At 68.1% G+C, this 15,638-nt stretch carries 14 protein-coding genes; 9 read left to right on the forward strand and 5 right to left on the reverse strand.

Annotated features, from left to right (window positions below):
• The first annotated feature begins 154 nt into the window (after nucleotides 1-154).
• Nucleotides 155-1,516, forward strand: a complete 1,362-nt coding sequence (locus ACFU5M_RS16660; RefSeq protein ID WP_379049606.1) for a lipase family protein — start codon at nucleotides 155-157, stop codon at nucleotides 1,514-1,516.
• Nucleotides 1,517-1,750: 234 nt separating this feature from the next.
• On the opposite strand, the gene ACFU5M_RS16665 is transcribed toward ACFU5M_RS16660, so the two are convergent.
• Nucleotides 1,751-3,067 carry a uracil-xanthine permease family protein gene (locus tag ACFU5M_RS16665; RefSeq protein ID WP_379049610.1) on the reverse strand — a complete coding sequence of 439 codons (1,317 nt, stop codon included), beginning with the start codon at nucleotides 3,065-3,067 and terminating at the stop codon, nucleotides 1,751-1,753.
• Between the two features lie 605 nt (nucleotides 3,068-3,672).
• Here ACFU5M_RS16665 and ACFU5M_RS16670 point away from each other — a divergent pair.
• The 4 genes from ACFU5M_RS16670 (at nucleotide 3,673) to ACFU5M_RS16685 (ending at nucleotide 7,386) form a co-directional block, all read left to right on the forward strand.
• Nucleotides 3,673-3,840, forward strand: coding sequence for a DUF4236 domain-containing protein (locus tag ACFU5M_RS16670; protein WP_084466474.1), 168 nt, complete (start codon nucleotides 3,673-3,675; stop codon nucleotides 3,838-3,840).
• A gap of 375 nt (nucleotides 3,841-4,215) precedes the next feature.
• A complete protein-coding gene (locus tag ACFU5M_RS16675) occupies nucleotides 4,216-4,902 on the forward strand; it encodes a HEAT repeat domain-containing protein (RefSeq protein ID WP_379049652.1) in 687 nt (228 codons plus the stop codon).
• Nucleotides 4,896-5,921, forward strand: coding sequence for a MerR family transcriptional regulator (locus ACFU5M_RS16680; RefSeq protein WP_379049613.1), 1,026 nt, complete (start codon nucleotides 4,896-4,898; stop codon nucleotides 5,919-5,921). Before ACFU5M_RS16675 ends, ACFU5M_RS16680 begins: the two co-directional genes overlap by 7 nt.
• A gap of 442 nt (nucleotides 5,922-6,363) precedes the next feature.
• Nucleotides 6,364-7,386: a zinc-dependent alcohol dehydrogenase family protein gene (locus ACFU5M_RS16685; RefSeq protein ID WP_379049617.1), complete on the forward strand. Its 1,023-nt coding sequence runs from the start codon at nucleotides 6,364-6,366 to the stop codon at nucleotides 7,384-7,386.
• Nucleotides 7,387-7,461: 75 nt separating this feature from the next.
• Here ACFU5M_RS16685 and ACFU5M_RS16690 read toward each other — a convergent pair whose 3' ends face one another.
• Nucleotides 7,462-8,400 (reverse strand): AraC family transcriptional regulator, encoded by a 939-nt coding sequence (locus ACFU5M_RS16690; protein ID WP_379049620.1) that lies wholly within the window; start codon nucleotides 8,398-8,400, stop codon nucleotides 7,462-7,464.
• Between the two features lie 101 nt (nucleotides 8,401-8,501).
• Here ACFU5M_RS16690 and ACFU5M_RS16695 point away from each other — a divergent pair, with 101 nt between their 5' ends.
• The gene (locus tag ACFU5M_RS16695; protein ID WP_379049623.1) at nucleotides 8,502-9,338 is read left to right on the forward strand and encodes an NAD(P)H-binding protein; all 837 of its coding nucleotides are present in this window, start codon (nucleotides 8,502-8,504) and stop codon (nucleotides 9,336-9,338) included.
• A 775-nt stretch (nucleotides 9,339-10,113) separates the two neighbouring features.
• On the opposite strand, the gene ACFU5M_RS16700 is transcribed toward ACFU5M_RS16695, so the two are convergent.
• Nucleotides 10,114-10,422 carry a hypothetical protein gene (locus tag ACFU5M_RS16700; protein WP_379049625.1) on the reverse strand — a complete coding sequence of 103 codons (309 nt, stop codon included), beginning with the start codon at nucleotides 10,420-10,422 and terminating at the stop codon, nucleotides 10,114-10,116.
• 533 nt (nucleotides 10,423-10,955) lie between these two features.
• On the opposite strand from ACFU5M_RS16700, the gene ACFU5M_RS16705 reads away from it, so the two are divergent.
• Complete coding sequence (locus ACFU5M_RS16705) at nucleotides 10,956-11,615, forward strand: TetR/AcrR family transcriptional regulator (protein ID WP_379049628.1); 660 nt, start codon at nucleotides 10,956-10,958, stop codon at nucleotides 11,613-11,615.
• Nucleotides 11,616-11,626: 11 nt separating this feature from the next.
• Nucleotides 11,627-12,445, forward strand: coding sequence for a mycofactocin-coupled SDR family oxidoreductase (locus tag ACFU5M_RS16710; RefSeq protein ID WP_379049631.1), 819 nt, complete (start codon nucleotides 11,627-11,629; stop codon nucleotides 12,443-12,445).
• 195 nt (nucleotides 12,446-12,640) lie between these two features.
• Here the strand turns inward: ACFU5M_RS16710 and ACFU5M_RS16715 are convergent, their stop codons facing one another.
• A complete protein-coding gene (locus ACFU5M_RS16715) occupies nucleotides 12,641-13,153 on the reverse strand; it encodes a Dps family protein (RefSeq protein ID WP_379049634.1) in 513 nt (170 codons plus the stop codon).
• Nucleotides 13,154-13,691: 538 nt separating this feature from the next.
• Here ACFU5M_RS16715 and ACFU5M_RS16720 point away from each other — a divergent pair.
• Entirely contained in the window at nucleotides 13,692-14,333 is a 642-nt protein-coding gene (locus ACFU5M_RS16720) for a DUF6069 family protein (protein WP_379049655.1), read from the forward strand.
• A gap of 82 nt (nucleotides 14,334-14,415) precedes the next feature.
• Here ACFU5M_RS16720 and ACFU5M_RS16725 read toward each other — a convergent pair.
• Nucleotides 14,416-15,638 (reverse strand): sensor histidine kinase (locus ACFU5M_RS16725; RefSeq protein ID WP_379049637.1); only part of this gene is annotated, 1,223 nt, incomplete at its 5' end.

A 15,638-nucleotide genomic window follows, 5' to 3' on the forward strand; every position in this document is an offset into this window, starting at 1 on the left:
GAGTCGATGTGGCTGCGGTCACCTACCGATGCGGACCCGCCACCGACTGCTGATCCCGCCGCGACAGCCGATGGCCGGCGCGCACAGGCGCACCGCACCACCTCGGCCGAGCGCGGGAGCTGGTCATCCCGACGATGTGATGTGGAGTGTGGTTGTGAGAGTTCGACAAACCTTCGGCGCCGGGGTGCGCGCGACGCTGGCTGCGGTCGCCGTGGCCGCGGCGATGGTCGCGGCCACACCGACCGCCGGAGCCGACCCCCTCGACTTCTACTCCCCCCGCCACGCACTCGAGCTGGCCTCGTTCGCGCCGGGAGCGGTCCTCGACACTCGCACAGTGGCCTTCCATCTCTCGCAGGTCCCGACACCGCTGACCGTGATCCAGATCGTGTACCGGTCCACCGATGCCAGGGGCAACGCGGTAGCCAACGTCACCTCGGTGATCAAACCGGTGGGTGTCGAACGCGCTCGCGGCGTGGTCTCGTTCCAGTCGGCCTACGACTCGCTCAACCCCGAAGACGGACCGTCACGGGCCATCGCCGGAGACGCCCACATCGGCGGATTCACCGACAGTGGCGGCAACCTCGCGATCGGCGCCCTGTTCCCCTCGGGGGAAGCGACCATGTTCGCGCGACTGCTGATGCAGGGATACAGCGTCGTGATCGCCGACACCGAGGGACAGCAGGCGAACTTCTCCGCAGGACCCGAGTACGGAATGAACACCCTCGACTCCCTGCGCGCCGCGGCGTCGGTCGCCGACACCGGGATCACACCGGGTACCCCGACCGTGCTGATGGGCTACTCGGGAGGCGCCATCGCCTCGAACTGGGCCGCGATCCTCGCCCCGGACTACGCCCCGGACATCAACGCGCAACTGATCGGCGTCGCCCAGGGAGGTCTGCTCGTGAATCCTGCCCACACCCAGCGCTACGCATCGGGCAGCGCCGCCTGGGGCGGAGTCGTGGGCATGGCGGTGGTGGGGGTTTCACGCTCCTACGGCATCGACCTCGACCCCTACCTCAGCGACTACGGCCGCCAGATCCTGACCCGCTTCCAGGACGCCTCCATCCTCAACGTTCTGGGCCAGTACCCCGGACTGTCGTGGCAACAACTGGTTCAACCACGCTACGCCGACCCCGATTCGATCCCCGAACTCGTCGAGGTCAGCAACAAGATCAACATGGGCCTCGCGCCGACACCCACGATCCCGATGTATGTCGCACAAGGCACAGCCGGCGTCCTGGAAGGCACCACACCCGGCGGCCCCGGCATCGGCGACGGAGACGGCATCATGGTCGCCGGCGACGCGCGTGCCCTCATGAACCGCTACTGCGCGGCCGGAGTCGCGGTGCAGTACAACCAATTCGACTACGCCAGCCACCTGAGCCTCGCGCCGATCTGGACCCTCCAAGCAACCGCATGGATCACAGACCGATTCGCCGCCAGACCAGTGCCCTCCAACTGCAACCAGATCCCACCCGGCAACTCCCTGGACGCCGTAGTCGCCCGCCTCCCGTAGTGCTGTCAGGTCCGGGATGGTCGCGTGCGCGCAACGGGCGGGTGCGCGCGCAGGAGCAGCGTGCCCTCGTCACCGCCAAGGCTTCCTTCGCAGTGCCTGCGGCGTGACCCGCGGAACCGGGGTGCGGCCACCCCACGCCCGCCCGGTGAGATCAGGCTCACCGGGCGGGGCACCTTCTTTCCTGCTGCGCTGCCGACAGATTTGATGGTCGGCCACATATCGCGAATCGGAGGCTCAGCGGTCCGTCGGTTCCTCCGGCTTCGTCTCGGCGTGCGCGCGGTGCGGTTCGACCGTGCCGCGCCATTCCCCGATCAGCCGCATCGCGTGGTAGATCACCAGCGCGGCGAAGGCGCCGAGGGCGATGCCGCCGAAGTGCAGATCGCCTGCTTTCCATGTGAAGTCGGCGATGCCGATGACCAGCGGTATGGCTGCGGTGAACTGGTTGATCGGCTTGCCGAAGTCCACCCGGTTGCTCACCCAGATGTGCGCGCCGAGGATCCCGACCAGGCCGTAGAGAGCGGTCGTGACGCCACCGAGCACCCCATCCGGGATGGAGGCGATCACCGCTCCTACTTTCGGTGAGAGGCTGAGCACGATGGCGGCGGCGCCGGCCACCCAGTATGCGGCGGTCGAGTACACCTTCGTCGCGGCCATCACGCCGATGTTCTCCGCGTACGTGGTGGTCGCCGAGCCGCCGCCACTGCCGGCGAGGACCGTCGCCAGACCGTCGGCCGCCAGCGCCCGGCCCATTCGCCGGTCGTAATCGATACCGGTCATCGTGGTGATCGACTTGACGTGCCCGATGTTCTCGACCACGAGCACCAGCACCACCGGCAGGAACATCGGAATCACCGAGAGATGGAAGCTCGGTGCGTGGAAGTCGGGCAGCCCCACCCAGGAGGCCTGCCCGATCGCCGCGGTGTCGACCTCACCGCGCACGAGCGCGAGCAGATAACCGAGCACGACACTGGCGACGATGGCCAGCCGGCCGAGCAATCCGCGGAAGAGCACGAGACACGAGATCAGCAGGATCAGTACGACCGTGGCCGTGATCGCGTCCTTCTCGAAGTTCGTTTTGGCGGTCGGCGCCAGGTTCAAACCGATGAGGGCGACGATGGTGCCGGTGACGACCGGCGGCATCAGCGCCTCGATCCAGTGCGTGCCCGCGAAGTGCACCACCACGCCGATGACGATCAGCAGTGCGCCCACCACCACGATTCCGCCGAGGGCCGCTCCCATCCCGTCGGAGGCGGTGGCCGCGAGGACCGGTGCGATGATCGCGAAGCTCGAACCCAGATAGCTCGGCAGCCGGTTGCGGGTGATCCCCAGGAACAGCAGCGTGCCGATTCCGGAGAAGAGCAACGTCGCCGACGGCGGGAATCCGGTGAGGACCGGCACGAGGAAGGTGGCGCCGAACATCGCCACCACATGCTGCAGTCCGATCCCGATCGTGCGCGGCCAGGTCAATCGTTCGTCGGGGGCGATCACACCACCGGTGCCGACCTCGGTCCACCGGAACATCGGTCCTGTTCGCGTCTCGGGCGTCGTCATGGGAGCAGTGTGCGGCATCCTCGGTCGTCGTGCCGTGTTCACTCACCCGGCAGGTTCGCCGTCGGCCCGACGTGGTGCGCCCTCCGGCGGAAGTCGCCGGCGCCTGCTACCGGCCGCCTGTTCGAGCAGGTATGCGGTTCCTGCCTCGATTCATAGCGAGTAATGGTTTGCCGCAACGCATCTCGTCGGCGCACACCCTGGGGATTCCCGCCTTCTCTTCCGAGTCCAGGGAGATGTTCCCCGTGAGCGACGGCTGCCGCTCGCTCGGCCGATGCACCAGGGCGACGGCTTGCACGTTGTCCCGACTCGAATGACTCGGGAAGACCCGCGTCATCCTACCTCCATCACGCCAGAACGATTGGCAGCCAACACTATCCGGCTGCGCGGCCTGGCCTACCGGCTCGGTTTTGCGTACAGCCGGTGCCGGTCGGACGGACTCAGGGCGGGTGCGGGCCGGGAATCCACAGTTGTGCCGACCGTGGAGATCGCCCCGGTACACCGATACCGTTGCGGCCTGATTTTCGTTGTTTGGTCTCTTCTACCCAGGGAAAAATAATGGGAGATAACAGGTTCCGACGCCTGAGGTCGAGTCGAGGAGGTCGCAAATGCCCATTAAATACCGTCAGCGTAGATCCTTCGGGCCGCTGAAACTCAATTTCACCCAATCGGGACTGTCCTCGTGGAGTATCAAGATCGGCCCGTGGTCGTGGAACTCCCGCAGCAAGAAGAACAGTGTCGACCTGCCGGGTCCGCTGAGCTGGCGCCAGCGCTGAGCGGGTCGGCGGCCGATAGCCGTTGACGGCTCACCGGTTCGCCCCGGCCGAAGCCGCGCCGAGGCGAACCGCCGCCCCCGCGCAACCGTGCCGGGCAACCGGTCGTGCCGCCCGGAGCCGTGCGCGATCAGCCCCGATCACCCTCGGCGACATCCTGTAGCGGCGAGGTTGTTCTCCTGCCCATCCTGCCGAGCCGCAGGACTCGGCGGTGGTGAGCTGCACCCGCGCGGCGGATCGGTTCGACGTGGTGGGCATTGTGCACGCTGCCGTGGCCGGGTGCGCGCCGGATCGACCGGTTGCTGCCGGGTTCTGCTCGCCGCACGCATCCCGTGCTTGACCTTGACATCGTGACATGGTCTTCACTGGGTGCAGGAGGTGGTCCCCATCAACTCGGCACACAGGACTTCACACGACACGCGGCTGCTCGACGCGCTGGCCGCACGAAACTCGTCGACGCGGCTCCAGGCGGCACTGGCGGTCGGCACGCACCCCGACGACGGCTTCGTCGACGCGCTCGTGGCACGGTGCGCGATCGAGCCCGACTTCTTCGTGCGCGACATGCTCACCTGGGCGTTGACCCGCTTCCCGCCGGAGATCACGGTGCCCAGGCTCCGCGCCGAGCTGCGTTCCGAGCATGCTCAGGCCCGAAGCCAGGCATTGCATACGCTGTCCAAGATCGGAGACCGGGATGCGTGGCCCGCGATCACGCGGTCGTTGCTGCACGACGCCGACGACGAGGTCGCGCGAAGCGCGTGGCGCGCCGCCGTCGTCCTCGTGCCCGCCGGGGAAGAGAGCGGGCTGGCCGGGGAACTGGCCGCGCAACTCGGTCGCGGTGACCGGGATATGCGACGGAGTCTCAGCCGTGCGCTCGTCACACTCGGAGAGGTGATCGAGCCTGCCCTGCAGACCGGACTGGCGAGCGCCGACCCGGCGGTGCGTGCGCACGCCCGCGCCACGCAGCGGCTGCTACGCGACCCGGATGCCGGTTTCGACCCGGACGTCGACGAGGCGAAACGGATCGTCGCGCTCGGCCCGGAGCGGGCCGAGGAAACAGCGTGCTGATCGGCGAGGTGGCACGCCGCTCCGGGGTGAGTACCCGGATGCTCAGGCACTACGACTCCCTCGGACTGGTGCGACCGACCGGCCGCACCGTGGGTGGTTACCGCGAGTACTCCGCCGAGGACATCCGCCGGATCTTCCACGTGGAAAGCCTGCGAACTTTGGGACTGTCCCTGCGACAGATCGGCTCCGCTCTGGAGGATCCCGCCTTCACACCATCCGCTTTGGTCGGCGACCTCATCCGACGGACCGAGGAGCGACTGCAGCGGGAGCAGGAGCTGCTCGAGCGATTACGTGCGGTCGACGCCTCGGCGCCCTCCGGCTGGCAGGGCGTCCTGCGGATCGTCGAGCTCCTGCACGGGCTCCACTCGACCAGCGCCGCGCGCCGGCAGCAAACCGTCCTGGCCCCGCCCGAGGACGTGCCGGTTCCCGTCGAGCTGCTGGCCGGGGCCGTCCTCGCCGAATCCGATCCGAATGTCGCCGGCGCCCTGCGGTGGGCCCTCGCGCGGACGGGCGGTGACGGTGTGGCGAGCGTGGCGTCCGGCGTGTATTCCGAGCACGTCGAGATCCGGCGTCGCGCTGTCCTGGCGATCGCCGAGATGTCCGGTGACGAGGCGACTTCGATCCTCACGGACGCCCTCGGGGACACGGACGCGACAGTGCGCAGGCATGCGGCTCTGGCATCGGGTACGCGTGGCGTGACCGCTGCGGTGCCGACGCTCGTCGGCATGGTGGTCGAGGGCACGAACGATGTCGAAGCGGCCGAGGTGCTGGGAACACTGGCCCTGGACCCCGGCTGCGCGGACCGGATCATGAGCACGCTGATCGATGAACTCGCCGCACCCACCGCGGACTCCGCGGTGCGGATACGCCTGATCCAGGCACTCGCCGAGATGCCGGGGACCATCGCACTCGACGTCCTGCGGCGATCGGCCCAGGACGATGATCGGGCGGTCGCCCTGATCGCCTCGGCCCTCGCGAGTGTGCTCGAGCAGCGGTCCCCGACCGGACCCGAGGCGTAGCGGGCTTTCTGTGGCGGAGCCGCCTCGCGCCCATCGGCGCGGCACGGCGACTCGGCGCTCGGACTGGGACCGGAAGCCGTTGTGGGACCGCTCGATCGGCCGCGGAAACAAGCTGGTCGATCTTCGCCATCACATGCTTGACGCGGGTGTAGTCCTCCAGCCCGTACATCGACAGATCCTTGCCGTGGCCCGGAGTACTCGTCCTCGGCTCTGTTACCGAAGGTGGCCCGGATCGCGAGGTGGGCGAACCGCCGTGGGTGTCGGCCCAGCAGGCGAGAATCGGTAGGCGGTGGGAGAACCGGGCTCGGGGTGGGTTGCATCGCAGCAGGTGGGATGCCCTGCCAGTGCACCGTTCGAGAGAGATTCCCCGGATGCGTGCAAAGGGGTCGACTGGGCATCACCGTGGGGTGATCCGGAACCGACAGGAAAGGAGAAACCGATCATGCGTGGAGTCGTCATGCACGCTCCCGGGGATGTGCGGGTGGAGGAGCGGGAGGATTCGAGGATCGTCGAGCCGACCGACGCGGTCCTCCGCGTCACCGCGACCTGTATCTGCGGGTCGGATCTGTGGCCCTATCGCGGTATCGAGACGCTGAACGGCCCCACCCCGATGGGGCACGAATACGTCGGTGTCGTGGAAGAGGTCGGCGCGAACGTGCGCGATGTCGCGGTAGGCGACTTCGTGGTGGGATCGTTCTTCGCTTCCGACAACACCTGCGAGATCTGCCGCGCCGGCTACCAGAGCCGCTGCGTGCACAACGTGCCCATCGGCATGATCGGCACCCAGGCCGAACGGGCCCGTATCCCGCTGGCCGACGGCACCCTCGTTCCGGTCGCGGGCGAGCCGACCGCCGCGCAGATCCCGCATCTGCTGGCCGCCTCCGATGTGCTCGGCACCGGCTGGTTCGCCGCGGTCGCGGCCGAAGCCGGGCCCGGCAAGACGGTCACGGTCGTGGGTGACGGCGCGGTCGGGCTGCTCGGCGTGCTGGCCGCCGCGCAGTTGGGAGCCGAGCGGATCGTCGCCATGAGCCGTCACTCCGATCGCCAGGCCTTGGCCCGGAAGTTCGGCGCCACCGACATCGTCGAAGAACGAGGCGACGACGGCGTGGCTCGGATCAAGGAACTCACCGGCGGACTCGGCGCGCACTCGGTGATCGAGGCCGTGGGTACCCAGGAGTCGATGACGCAAGCGATCCGCTGCACTCGCCCCGGCGGGCACATCGGCTACGTCGGGGTCGCCCACGACGTGCAACTCGACGGTATGGAGATGTTCTTCTCCGGCGTGCACCTGCACGGTGGCCCCGCCCCGGTGCGCCGCTTCCTACCTGACCTGATCGATCTCATCCTGCGTGGCGCGATCGAGCCCGGTGACGTCTTCGATCTCACCTTGCCCCTCGACCGAGCCGCGGAGGGCTACCGCGCGATGGACCAGCGCCGCGCCACCAAGGTCCTTCTGACCCTCTGACCCGACACGACCCGGGTTCGGCAAGACGCCATGCGCGTCGCCCGGGTCCGGCCCGCGCGCCGGAGAAGCCCGGCATCAGGCCGGGGTCCGGCTCGGAACACTCGGTGATTCGATCGTCCCCGCGCGGCGGTAGGTCCCCGGCGCGACGCCGAAAGCGCGCTTGAACGCCTTGGCGAAGGCGAATTCGGAGGAGTAGCCGACCTGTGCGGCCACATTCCTGAGCGGGGCGTCGGATTCGCGGAGCATGCGGCCCGCACTGGTCATTCGCCACCAGGTCAGGTATGACACCGGCGGCTCGCCCACGAGCGCGGTGAACCGCTGGGCGAACACCGACCGCGACAGTCCGTTCCGCGCCGCCAACTGTTCTACCGTCCAAGGATCGGCCGGGCGGGTGTGGATGTCGCGCAACGCCTGCCCGACCGCCTGGTCGGCGAGCGCCCGCGCCCATCCCGGCGAATCGGCGCGCTCGTCCGCCCAGGTGCGCAGGATGTAGAGCAGCATCGCGTCGACCAGCGGGGGAACGATGCCGTCCCGGCCGGGTCGATCGCGGTCGAATTCGGTCGCCAGCAGGCCGACGAGATGACCGAGCTCCGCGTTGCCCGCCGGCAGGTGCAGGAATACGGGCAGTTCCCTCATCAGCGGATGCGGCCGCGCTCGATCGAGCTGGTATGCGCCGCAGAGCAGGACCGAGTGCGCTCCGGAGCCGTCGAGGCGGACATGGCCGATCGGCGAACCGGGTTCCGAGCGCTCGGGGGCGAAGTCGATCAGCGGCGTGTGCGGGCTGTCGGCCAGAGCGTGCGAACTGCCCGTGCGGAGGAAGACCACATCGCCCGGTTTCAGCGCGAGGGGCTGGGTTCCCTCGGCCAGCAGCCAACAGGCGCCGCTGAGCACGACGTGGAAGGTCGTGCCGGTGACGGCCGGAAAGCGCAAGCCCCATGGCGCTCGTACCTCGGTGCGGGCCGCGCGGGTTCGGCCCGTGCGCATCGCGGCAAGCGCGTCGGAAAGGACGTCCACAGTTCAGGACTTTAGGACATGTATTCCGGATCTTCAGGCATTCATCATCCTGACCTCGATCCGTAGATTTTCTTCCGTCAACCGATCCGAGGAGAAACACGATGACTGTTCTGGTGCTCGGCGCGACCGGCAAGACCGGTAGGCCCGTGGTGGACGCGCTGGTGGCCCGCGGCGTCCAGGTGCGCGCGGCAAGCCGCAATCCCGCCGTGGCGACTGCCGGGGTCGAGCCGGTGCGTTTCGACTGGGCCGACCGTTCCACCTGGGCCGCGGCGCTGCACGGCATCGACACCATGTACGTCGTCGGCCCGTACACCGTGCCGGGCGAACCCCACCTTGTCGGTCATCTACTGGCCGCCGCTGCGCACGTGCGCAGAGTAGTGCTGCTGTCGGTGCTGGGCGTCGATCAGCTGCCCGACGCGATTCCGATGGCCGCTTGGGAGGCGGACGTGCGCGCTTCGGGTAAGGAGTGGACCATCTTGCGGCCGAACTGGTTTCAGCAGAACTTCGGCGAGGGCTTCGCGGCGTCCCTGCGCGAGAACGGCGAACTCGCGCTCCCGGCCGCCGAAGCCGTGGTGGGCTTTGTCGACACCCGCGACATCGCGGAAGTGGCCGTCGCCGCACTCACCGAGGAGGGACATGCGGGATTGGTCCACATCATCACCGGCCCAGAGGCGTTGACCCTCCGGCAGGTCATCCACGCCTTGGGCGAAGCCGCAGGTCGGGAACTGCGCTACACGGCCCTCACCGCCGCCCAGTTCGCCGACGGCTTGCGCAAGGCCGGTCTGGACGAACGCTCCATCAACTGGCAACTGGGCCTGTTCCGGTTGATCCGCGACGGCGGCAACGCCGTGGTCACCGATACGGTCGAACGGATCACCGGTCACCCGGGACGGACTCTGAAGTCCTACGCCGGCGAAATCGCCGCCATCTGGGGGTGACCAGACCGATGGTGCCCCTGTGGTCGGTCCGGAGGGTTCAATTCAGGCCGGCCCTGGTGGCAATCTGTATCGTCCGCTCGCGCGGCTCCCAGCGGGGAGGTCCGAAGGTGTATCCGAGCCAGTCGCGCGCGGCGTGTGGAGCCGACGCGTGAAACGGCGACCGCCGTCGGATCGACCCGCTGACTCGACAGAACCTCTGTCTCTGGTCGGTCACTCGGCTGACAGCGCAGATCTCGGTGACCGCACCGTCTTTCCCGCTGCGGGTTCAGGTGTCGGGGTCTTCGTCTTGGTCGCTGTGGGGGCCTGGGCCTGCCAGGTTGCCGGAAGCTTCGGATCGGCCCTCGAGAAGGCTCTCCTCTCGAGAGTCCGGAGTTCCTTGCGGGTCTTCCTCGCCGGGGGTGTCGCGGGGTTGGCTCATCGGTGATCCTCCTCGAAGGGTTGGCGTGTCGTTACCGCGACCATCGCCTACCCCTCGGACTGCGGGACAAACCCGAGCGAGGCCGTCCGGCTGCGAACCGCAGTTCCGGCGGCCGATCAGCGTTCGGCGGCCGACCGCTACAAAGAGTTCCTACCGAACCGCCGCCCAGAGCCCGGTGCCGACGCGGATGCCGTCGATGGGCTTTCGCTTCAACCGCCGGGCTGACCACGAAATCTCCGGTGTCGGAGTCGAAGCCGGCCGATCGACCAACTACCGGAGATCTCGCTGCGTCAGAGACTTTGCTCTCGAGGCTCTTTCACACGTGCGTTGCGCTTCGAGGCTCGATCTCGGTGCGGTTCACTGAGGTCCCGCGACGCACGGATTCGGAAGCGCGGACATCGTGGCCAGGTCGCAGACGCCGCTGGTCAATATCTGCAGGGGGGCGGCGACCAGGAGCACGAGGATTCCGATGATGTCGCCGCGCTCGAGGTAATACAGGCCCGTGCGTGCCGCCGCCGATCCGGAGTCCGCCGCCGACGAGCCGGTTCCGGCCGCGGCAGCGGTCATCGGGACCACGCTGATCGGTTCGGCCGTCGCGCCGGCCGCGGTGACGACGAGAGTCGCCGCGGCGGCCGAGGCGGCGGCGAGGCGAAGGGTGGTACGCATCATCGCGCTCCTATGTTCGAGAATCAGTATTCACATACTAGCCAAGGCGAAACCGGTTGTGTGGATATCGAGAAGGGGCGGTCGGCGTCTGCAGTGCAGCGCGCAGCCCTGCGGACCAGGTCAATTTGGCTTTGAACAGCGAGTATGCAGTGGCTTACAGCTGGTCCAAGCCCGCCTGCCGTGCGGAAGGGGGTCATCCCGCGTCGTGGCACCGACCGCGTCGTTGCGTTACTGATCTGAATATGCAGTCACTTAAAGGTCGACAGGCGCTCGTCGGATCCGTGCGCGTGCAGGAGGAAGGAGGCTCGATCTCGACGCGATCGGCGGGATCGTAACCGGACGCGGTCGGTTCCTCGCGGGATCATCCGCTACGGCACTGCGTTACTCGGTTCGGCGGCTGCGCTCATCGGCGGAAGCCGCGGGTGCCGTACCCGCCGGCGCGAGGAGTCCGGCGGTCGTTGTGGCGACATTGGCGAGCTTCTTCCCAAACTACGCCACCTGACTTAATCTCGGGTGGCGAGGAACGGAGGCGGATGGCACGGCACAGCGATGCGGCGCGGCGCGCCCTGATGGACGCGGCCGAGGAACTGTACGGCCGGTACGGCATCGACCAGGTCTCCGGCCGGCGGATCGCCGAACACGCGGGCAACGCCAACCACTCCGCGGTCGCCTACCACTTCGGCGATCGGGACGGGTTGATCGGTGCCATGCTGGACCGTTACACCGAGCAGTCCGAGCCGATGCGGGCCGGCATGCTGGCCGCGCTCGAACCGGAGCCCACGCTGGTGGAATTGCTGCGCTGCCTGATCATCCCCGCCGTTCGCAGCCTGGCCGACCGGCCCGCGCCCTCGTGGCGGGCGCGCTTCGTCAACCAGGTGCGCGCCACGCCGTCGGCGGCGGCGCTGCTGGAGCGGCCGATCGGCGGGCGCGCGGCCACCGACACGATCATGGCGGCGACCCGGGAACGGTTGCGTGGCATCGACCAGCAGGTGCTGGACGGCCGTGGCTGGATTCTCACCCGGATGGTGTTCGAGGTCTGCGCCGCCTACGAAGCGGAGGTCGCGGCGGGGGAGCGGGAGCCCGACTGGACCGCTTTGGGCTGTTTCCTCACCGACGCGGCGGCGGGGATGCTCGCCGCGCCGGTCACCGTCGCCGGCGGGTTCGCTCCGGATCCGTCGCTTCTTCGCATTTGAGAGGATCTTTCATGGCAGGACGTGTAGCGGGCAAGGTCGCGCTGATCACCGGCGCGGCGCGCGGCCAGGGCCGGGCCCACGCGATTCGGCTGGCCCGGGAGGGTGCCGACATCGTCGCGATCGACCTGGCCGGGCCGCTGCCCGGGGTGCCCTACGACTCGCCCACGCCGGACGACCTCGATGAGACCGTGCGGCAGGTGAAGGAGGCAGGCGGCCGCATCGTCGCTTCCATCGCCGATGTGCGCGATATCGACGCCCTGCGTTCGGCCACCGACGCCGCGGTCACCGAACTGGGCAGGCTCGACGTCGTGATCGCCAATGCGGGCATCTGTATCCCCGCCGCGTGGGACAGGATCACCCCCCAGGCGTTCCGGGACACCATCGACACCAATGTGATCGGAGTCTGGAACACCGTCATGGTCACCGCGCCGCACGTGATCGCGGGCGGGTGCGGCGGCTCGATCGTGCTCACCAGTTCCTATGCCGGGGTGAAGATGCAGCCGTTCATGGTGCACTACACCGCCAGCAAGCATGCGGTGACCGGAATGGCGCGGGCTTTCGCCGCCGAGCTCGGCAAATACGAGATCCGGGTCAACAGCATCCATCCCGGCGGCGTGCACACGCCCATGGGTTCGGGTGACATGCAGTCCGCGCTCGCCGCGGCGGGGGAGACCAACCCGCTGCTCAACGGCATGGGCACCCCATTCCTGCCACGCTGGGCGGCGACCGCCGAGGAAATCGCCGACACGGTGCTCTTCCTGGTCAGCGACGAATCGAAGTACATCACCGCGGTGCCACTGTCCATCGATGGCGGTGCCGCGCACTTCTGAGGCGAACCGACGCACAACAAGCGCGAGTTCTACGGCTCGAAATCGTGGATACGCGCCGGCTCCGCCGGACCCGAGGAGTTGTCGGCGCAGCGACCGCTGACCTGGAGCTTCGGGGTGGACCGCATCGAAGCACCCCCGCAAGCGCGGAATCCGCCGCCGGCAAACAGGGCCGGTGGCGGATCGGGGTCGGGGCGGTCAGACGCCGCGGTTCTCCGACTTGATCATCCACGCCAGCTTCTCCAGCGAGTCGATCACCTGATGCAGCAGATCGCTGGTGCTGGGGTCCTCGGCGTCCACGGCGTCGTGCACGTCACGGATGGTGTCGACCGCGGCGTAGGTCCGCGTCGTGATCAAATCGACCACGTCGGCGGTGTTCACCTCTCGAGCGGGGAAGGGTGGGAGGCTCGTCGTCGCGGCGACGGTGTCGGAACGCCCGTCGGGGACGGCGTCGAGGGCCCGCATCCGCTCGGCGATGGTGTCGCTGCTCCCGCGGGCCGCATCGACGAGTTCGTCGAGTTGCAGATGCAGGTCGCGGAAGTTGGTCCCGACGACGTTCCAGTGCGCCTGCTTGCCTTGCAGGTGCAGTTCGATGAGATCGACGAGCACGCGCTGCAGGTCGGCGGTCAGCCGAGGGGAGGCAGTGAAATTGCGGACATCGTCGGCGAGACGGCGGTTGGTCCGCTGCTGAGTCCGCGGTGCGGCAGTCATGTTTGTACTCCTTCCGGAATCCTTCACACGTATCAACCGCCGACTTCTTTGGAATCATTCCAGATTACACTGTTGGGTGGATCACCGGGCTCCAGGTCGGTGATGGCCCGCCCTCTTGTCGCCCGAGGTCGGCGCGCGCGAGTCCGCGAGGCCGTCGGCTACTCGGTCGGCCGACGTTCCACGACGATGATCGATCGTCGGGTCCGGCGTGGTGATTTTCCGACAGTCTCGGCCGACACATGGTTCCGGCAAACTTCGGCGGATGCAATACCCTCGTTCAGGTGCGCATCTCGTCGAGCGCGTCGACCGCCACGCATCCAGTGTGACTGCTGCCGCCGCTTACGTCCCCCACTGCCTCTCCCGGCCGACCCGAGAAGCGGCACGATCAGCCGATCATCGAGGTTGTCCTCCGCCGCACCGCGAGCTGGGTCTGCCTGGGTGGCAACGAGTTGGGTGGGTGGGCAGCGGCGTGTTCGGTCCGGCCCTACACTCGACGCACACGCACGCTTTCGACGGAGGTGATCGGCGGTTGAATCCCATGGATCCGCGCGACCAGCACACCGCACGTTATGAAGCCGGTTATCAGCCGGGTAATTACCGTGATCCCGGGTACGGCCAAGATCACGGGTACAGCCAAAGTGCTGGACAGGGCCGGGATCCCGGATACAGCCAGGGTTCCGGGTACGGCCGGGATCACGAATACAACGCGTATCAGCAGTCCGATCATCCGGATCAGCAGCGGTCCCGGCCGCAGCAGGGGCCGGACGTCAACATCGGCATGTTCACCGGCGGTGTGATCGCGGCGGCGGTGGTGACCGCGCTGGCGGCCTGGCTGTGCGCCTGGATCATCGAAATAGTCGCCACCCGGGTGAGCGAAAGCGGCAATTTCGGGGTGTGGAACCCGATGGCCCAGGACGCGTACTGGTTCGCGGTGGTGGCTTTCATCTGCGCGCTGCTGGGCGGGGTGCTGTGGTATCTGCTTCGCCTGGGCACTCCGTCACCGGAACTGTTCTTCAGCTGGATCGTGGGAATCCTCACCGCCGCGGCGGTGATCATTCCACTGGCGCTGTCCAGCGACCTCTGGGTGGGAATCTCCACGGGCATCGAGCATCTGGTGATCGGGCTGCCGATCTTCAGCCTGGTGCGCATGGTGGGCGCGAAGAGCATCGTTTACCCGTGACGAACGAGATCGGCAGCAGACGCACAACCACGCCGCTCCGGTGTTCCCACCGGTTCCGGCGTCGCCGCGGGTGACGGGCCGATCAGTTCGCGGCGCCGGTTCCAGCACCGGGCAGACGCACGGTGAATTCGGTGTGGCCGGCTTCGCTGGCCACCGATATATCGCCGCCGTGCGCCTTGACGACGGCCGCGACGATCGCCAGACCGAGGCCGGTGCTGCCCGCCCGCCGCGAGCGCGACGAGTCGCCGCGCGCGAAACGGTGAAAGACGGTGGGCTGTAGAGCCTCCGGTATGCCCGGACCATCGTCGGTCACCTGTAACACGGCTCCCCCCTCGCCGTGAAATCGCAGCGAGGTGAGCACCGTCGTGCCGGGGCCGGTGTGGACCCGCGCGTTGGTCAGCAGATTCGCCAGCACCTGGTGCAGCCGGGCAGCGTCACCGGTGGTCACCACCGGCTCGTCGGGAAGCTCCAGATCCCAGCGATGCTCGGGCCCCGCGATGTGCGCGTCACTCACCGCGTCCACCGTGAGCTGGGTCAGATCCACCGGCTCGTGTTCGAGTCCGCGTCCGGAGTCCAACCGCGCGAGCAGCAGCATGTCCTCCACCAAACCCGTCATCCGCCGGGATTCGGACTCCACCCGGGCCATCGCGTTGGCCACCTCGCGGGGCACCTCGGCGCGTTTGCGCTGGGCCAGTTCGGCGTAGCCGCGGATGGCGGCCAGCGGGGTGCGCAGCTCGTGGCTGGCATCGGCGAGGAATTGCCGGACTCGGGTCTCGCTGTCGTGACGTGCGGATAACGCGCTGGTGATGTGATCGAGCATGCGATTGACGGCTGAGCCGAGCTGGCCGACCTCGGTGCGCGGATCGGCGTCCCCGGCCGGAACCCGCACGGGCAGTACCACTTCACCGCGACCGAGTTCGAGGCCTGCCACCCGCGCGGCCGTCGCCGCGACCCGATCCAGCGGCGCGAGCGCGTGCCGGATCAGCCAGATGCCGACCAGTATCGCGACGATCGACACGACCGCGGTGACAATTCCCAGGATCAGCAGGACGCGCAGCAGCGTCGCATCGACGGCGGTCAACGGCAATCCGGTGACGACTACGTCGCCCGACCAGGTGGTGTCCGCCACCACTCGATACCGGCCCTGGCCGCCGAGAACGACATCCACCGGTTCGCCGGTGGCCGCCACCGCGGCGAGCTGCTGTTGCGCGGCCCGCGACAGCGATTCCTGCATGCCGTCGGCACCTACGCGGCCCGCTTCGGTGACGCTTCCTCCGTGCACGATGGCGCCGATCATCTCGGGCT

Source organism: Nocardia sp. NPDC057455, from assembly GCF_042802775.1.
Classification (GTDB): Bacteria; Actinomycetota; Actinomycetes; order Mycobacteriales; family Mycobacteriaceae; genus Nocardia.

Coding starts and splice junctions, on each gene's coding strand:
- ACFU5M_RS16665 (WP_379049610.1), bottom strand. CDS start 3,067: ATGACGACGCCCGAGACGCGAACAGGACCGATGTTCCGGTGGACCGAG.
- ACFU5M_RS16670 (WP_084466474.1), top strand. CDS start 3,673: ATGCCCATTAAATACCGTCAGCGTAGATCCTTCGGGCCGCTGAAACTC.
- ACFU5M_RS16685 (WP_379049617.1), top strand. CDS start 6,364: ATGCGTGGAGTCGTCATGCACGCTCCCGGGGATGTGCGGGTGGAGGAG.
- ACFU5M_RS16695 (WP_379049623.1), top strand. CDS start 8,502: ATGACTGTTCTGGTGCTCGGCGCGACCGGCAAGACCGGTAGGCCCGTG.
- ACFU5M_RS16700 (WP_379049625.1), bottom strand. CDS start 10,422: ATGCGTACCACCCTTCGCCTCGCCGCCGCCTCGGCCGCCGCGGCGACT.
- ACFU5M_RS16705 (WP_379049628.1), top strand. CDS start 10,956: ATGGCACGGCACAGCGATGCGGCGCGGCGCGCCCTGATGGACGCGGCC.
- ACFU5M_RS16710 (WP_379049631.1), top strand. CDS start 11,627: ATGGCAGGACGTGTAGCGGGCAAGGTCGCGCTGATCACCGGCGCGGCG.
- ACFU5M_RS16715 (WP_379049634.1), bottom strand. CDS start 13,153: ATGACTGCCGCACCGCGGACTCAGCAGCGGACCAACCGCCGTCTCGCC.
- ACFU5M_RS16720 (WP_379049655.1), top strand. CDS start 13,692: ATGGATCCGCGCGACCAGCACACCGCACGTTATGAAGCCGGTTATCAG.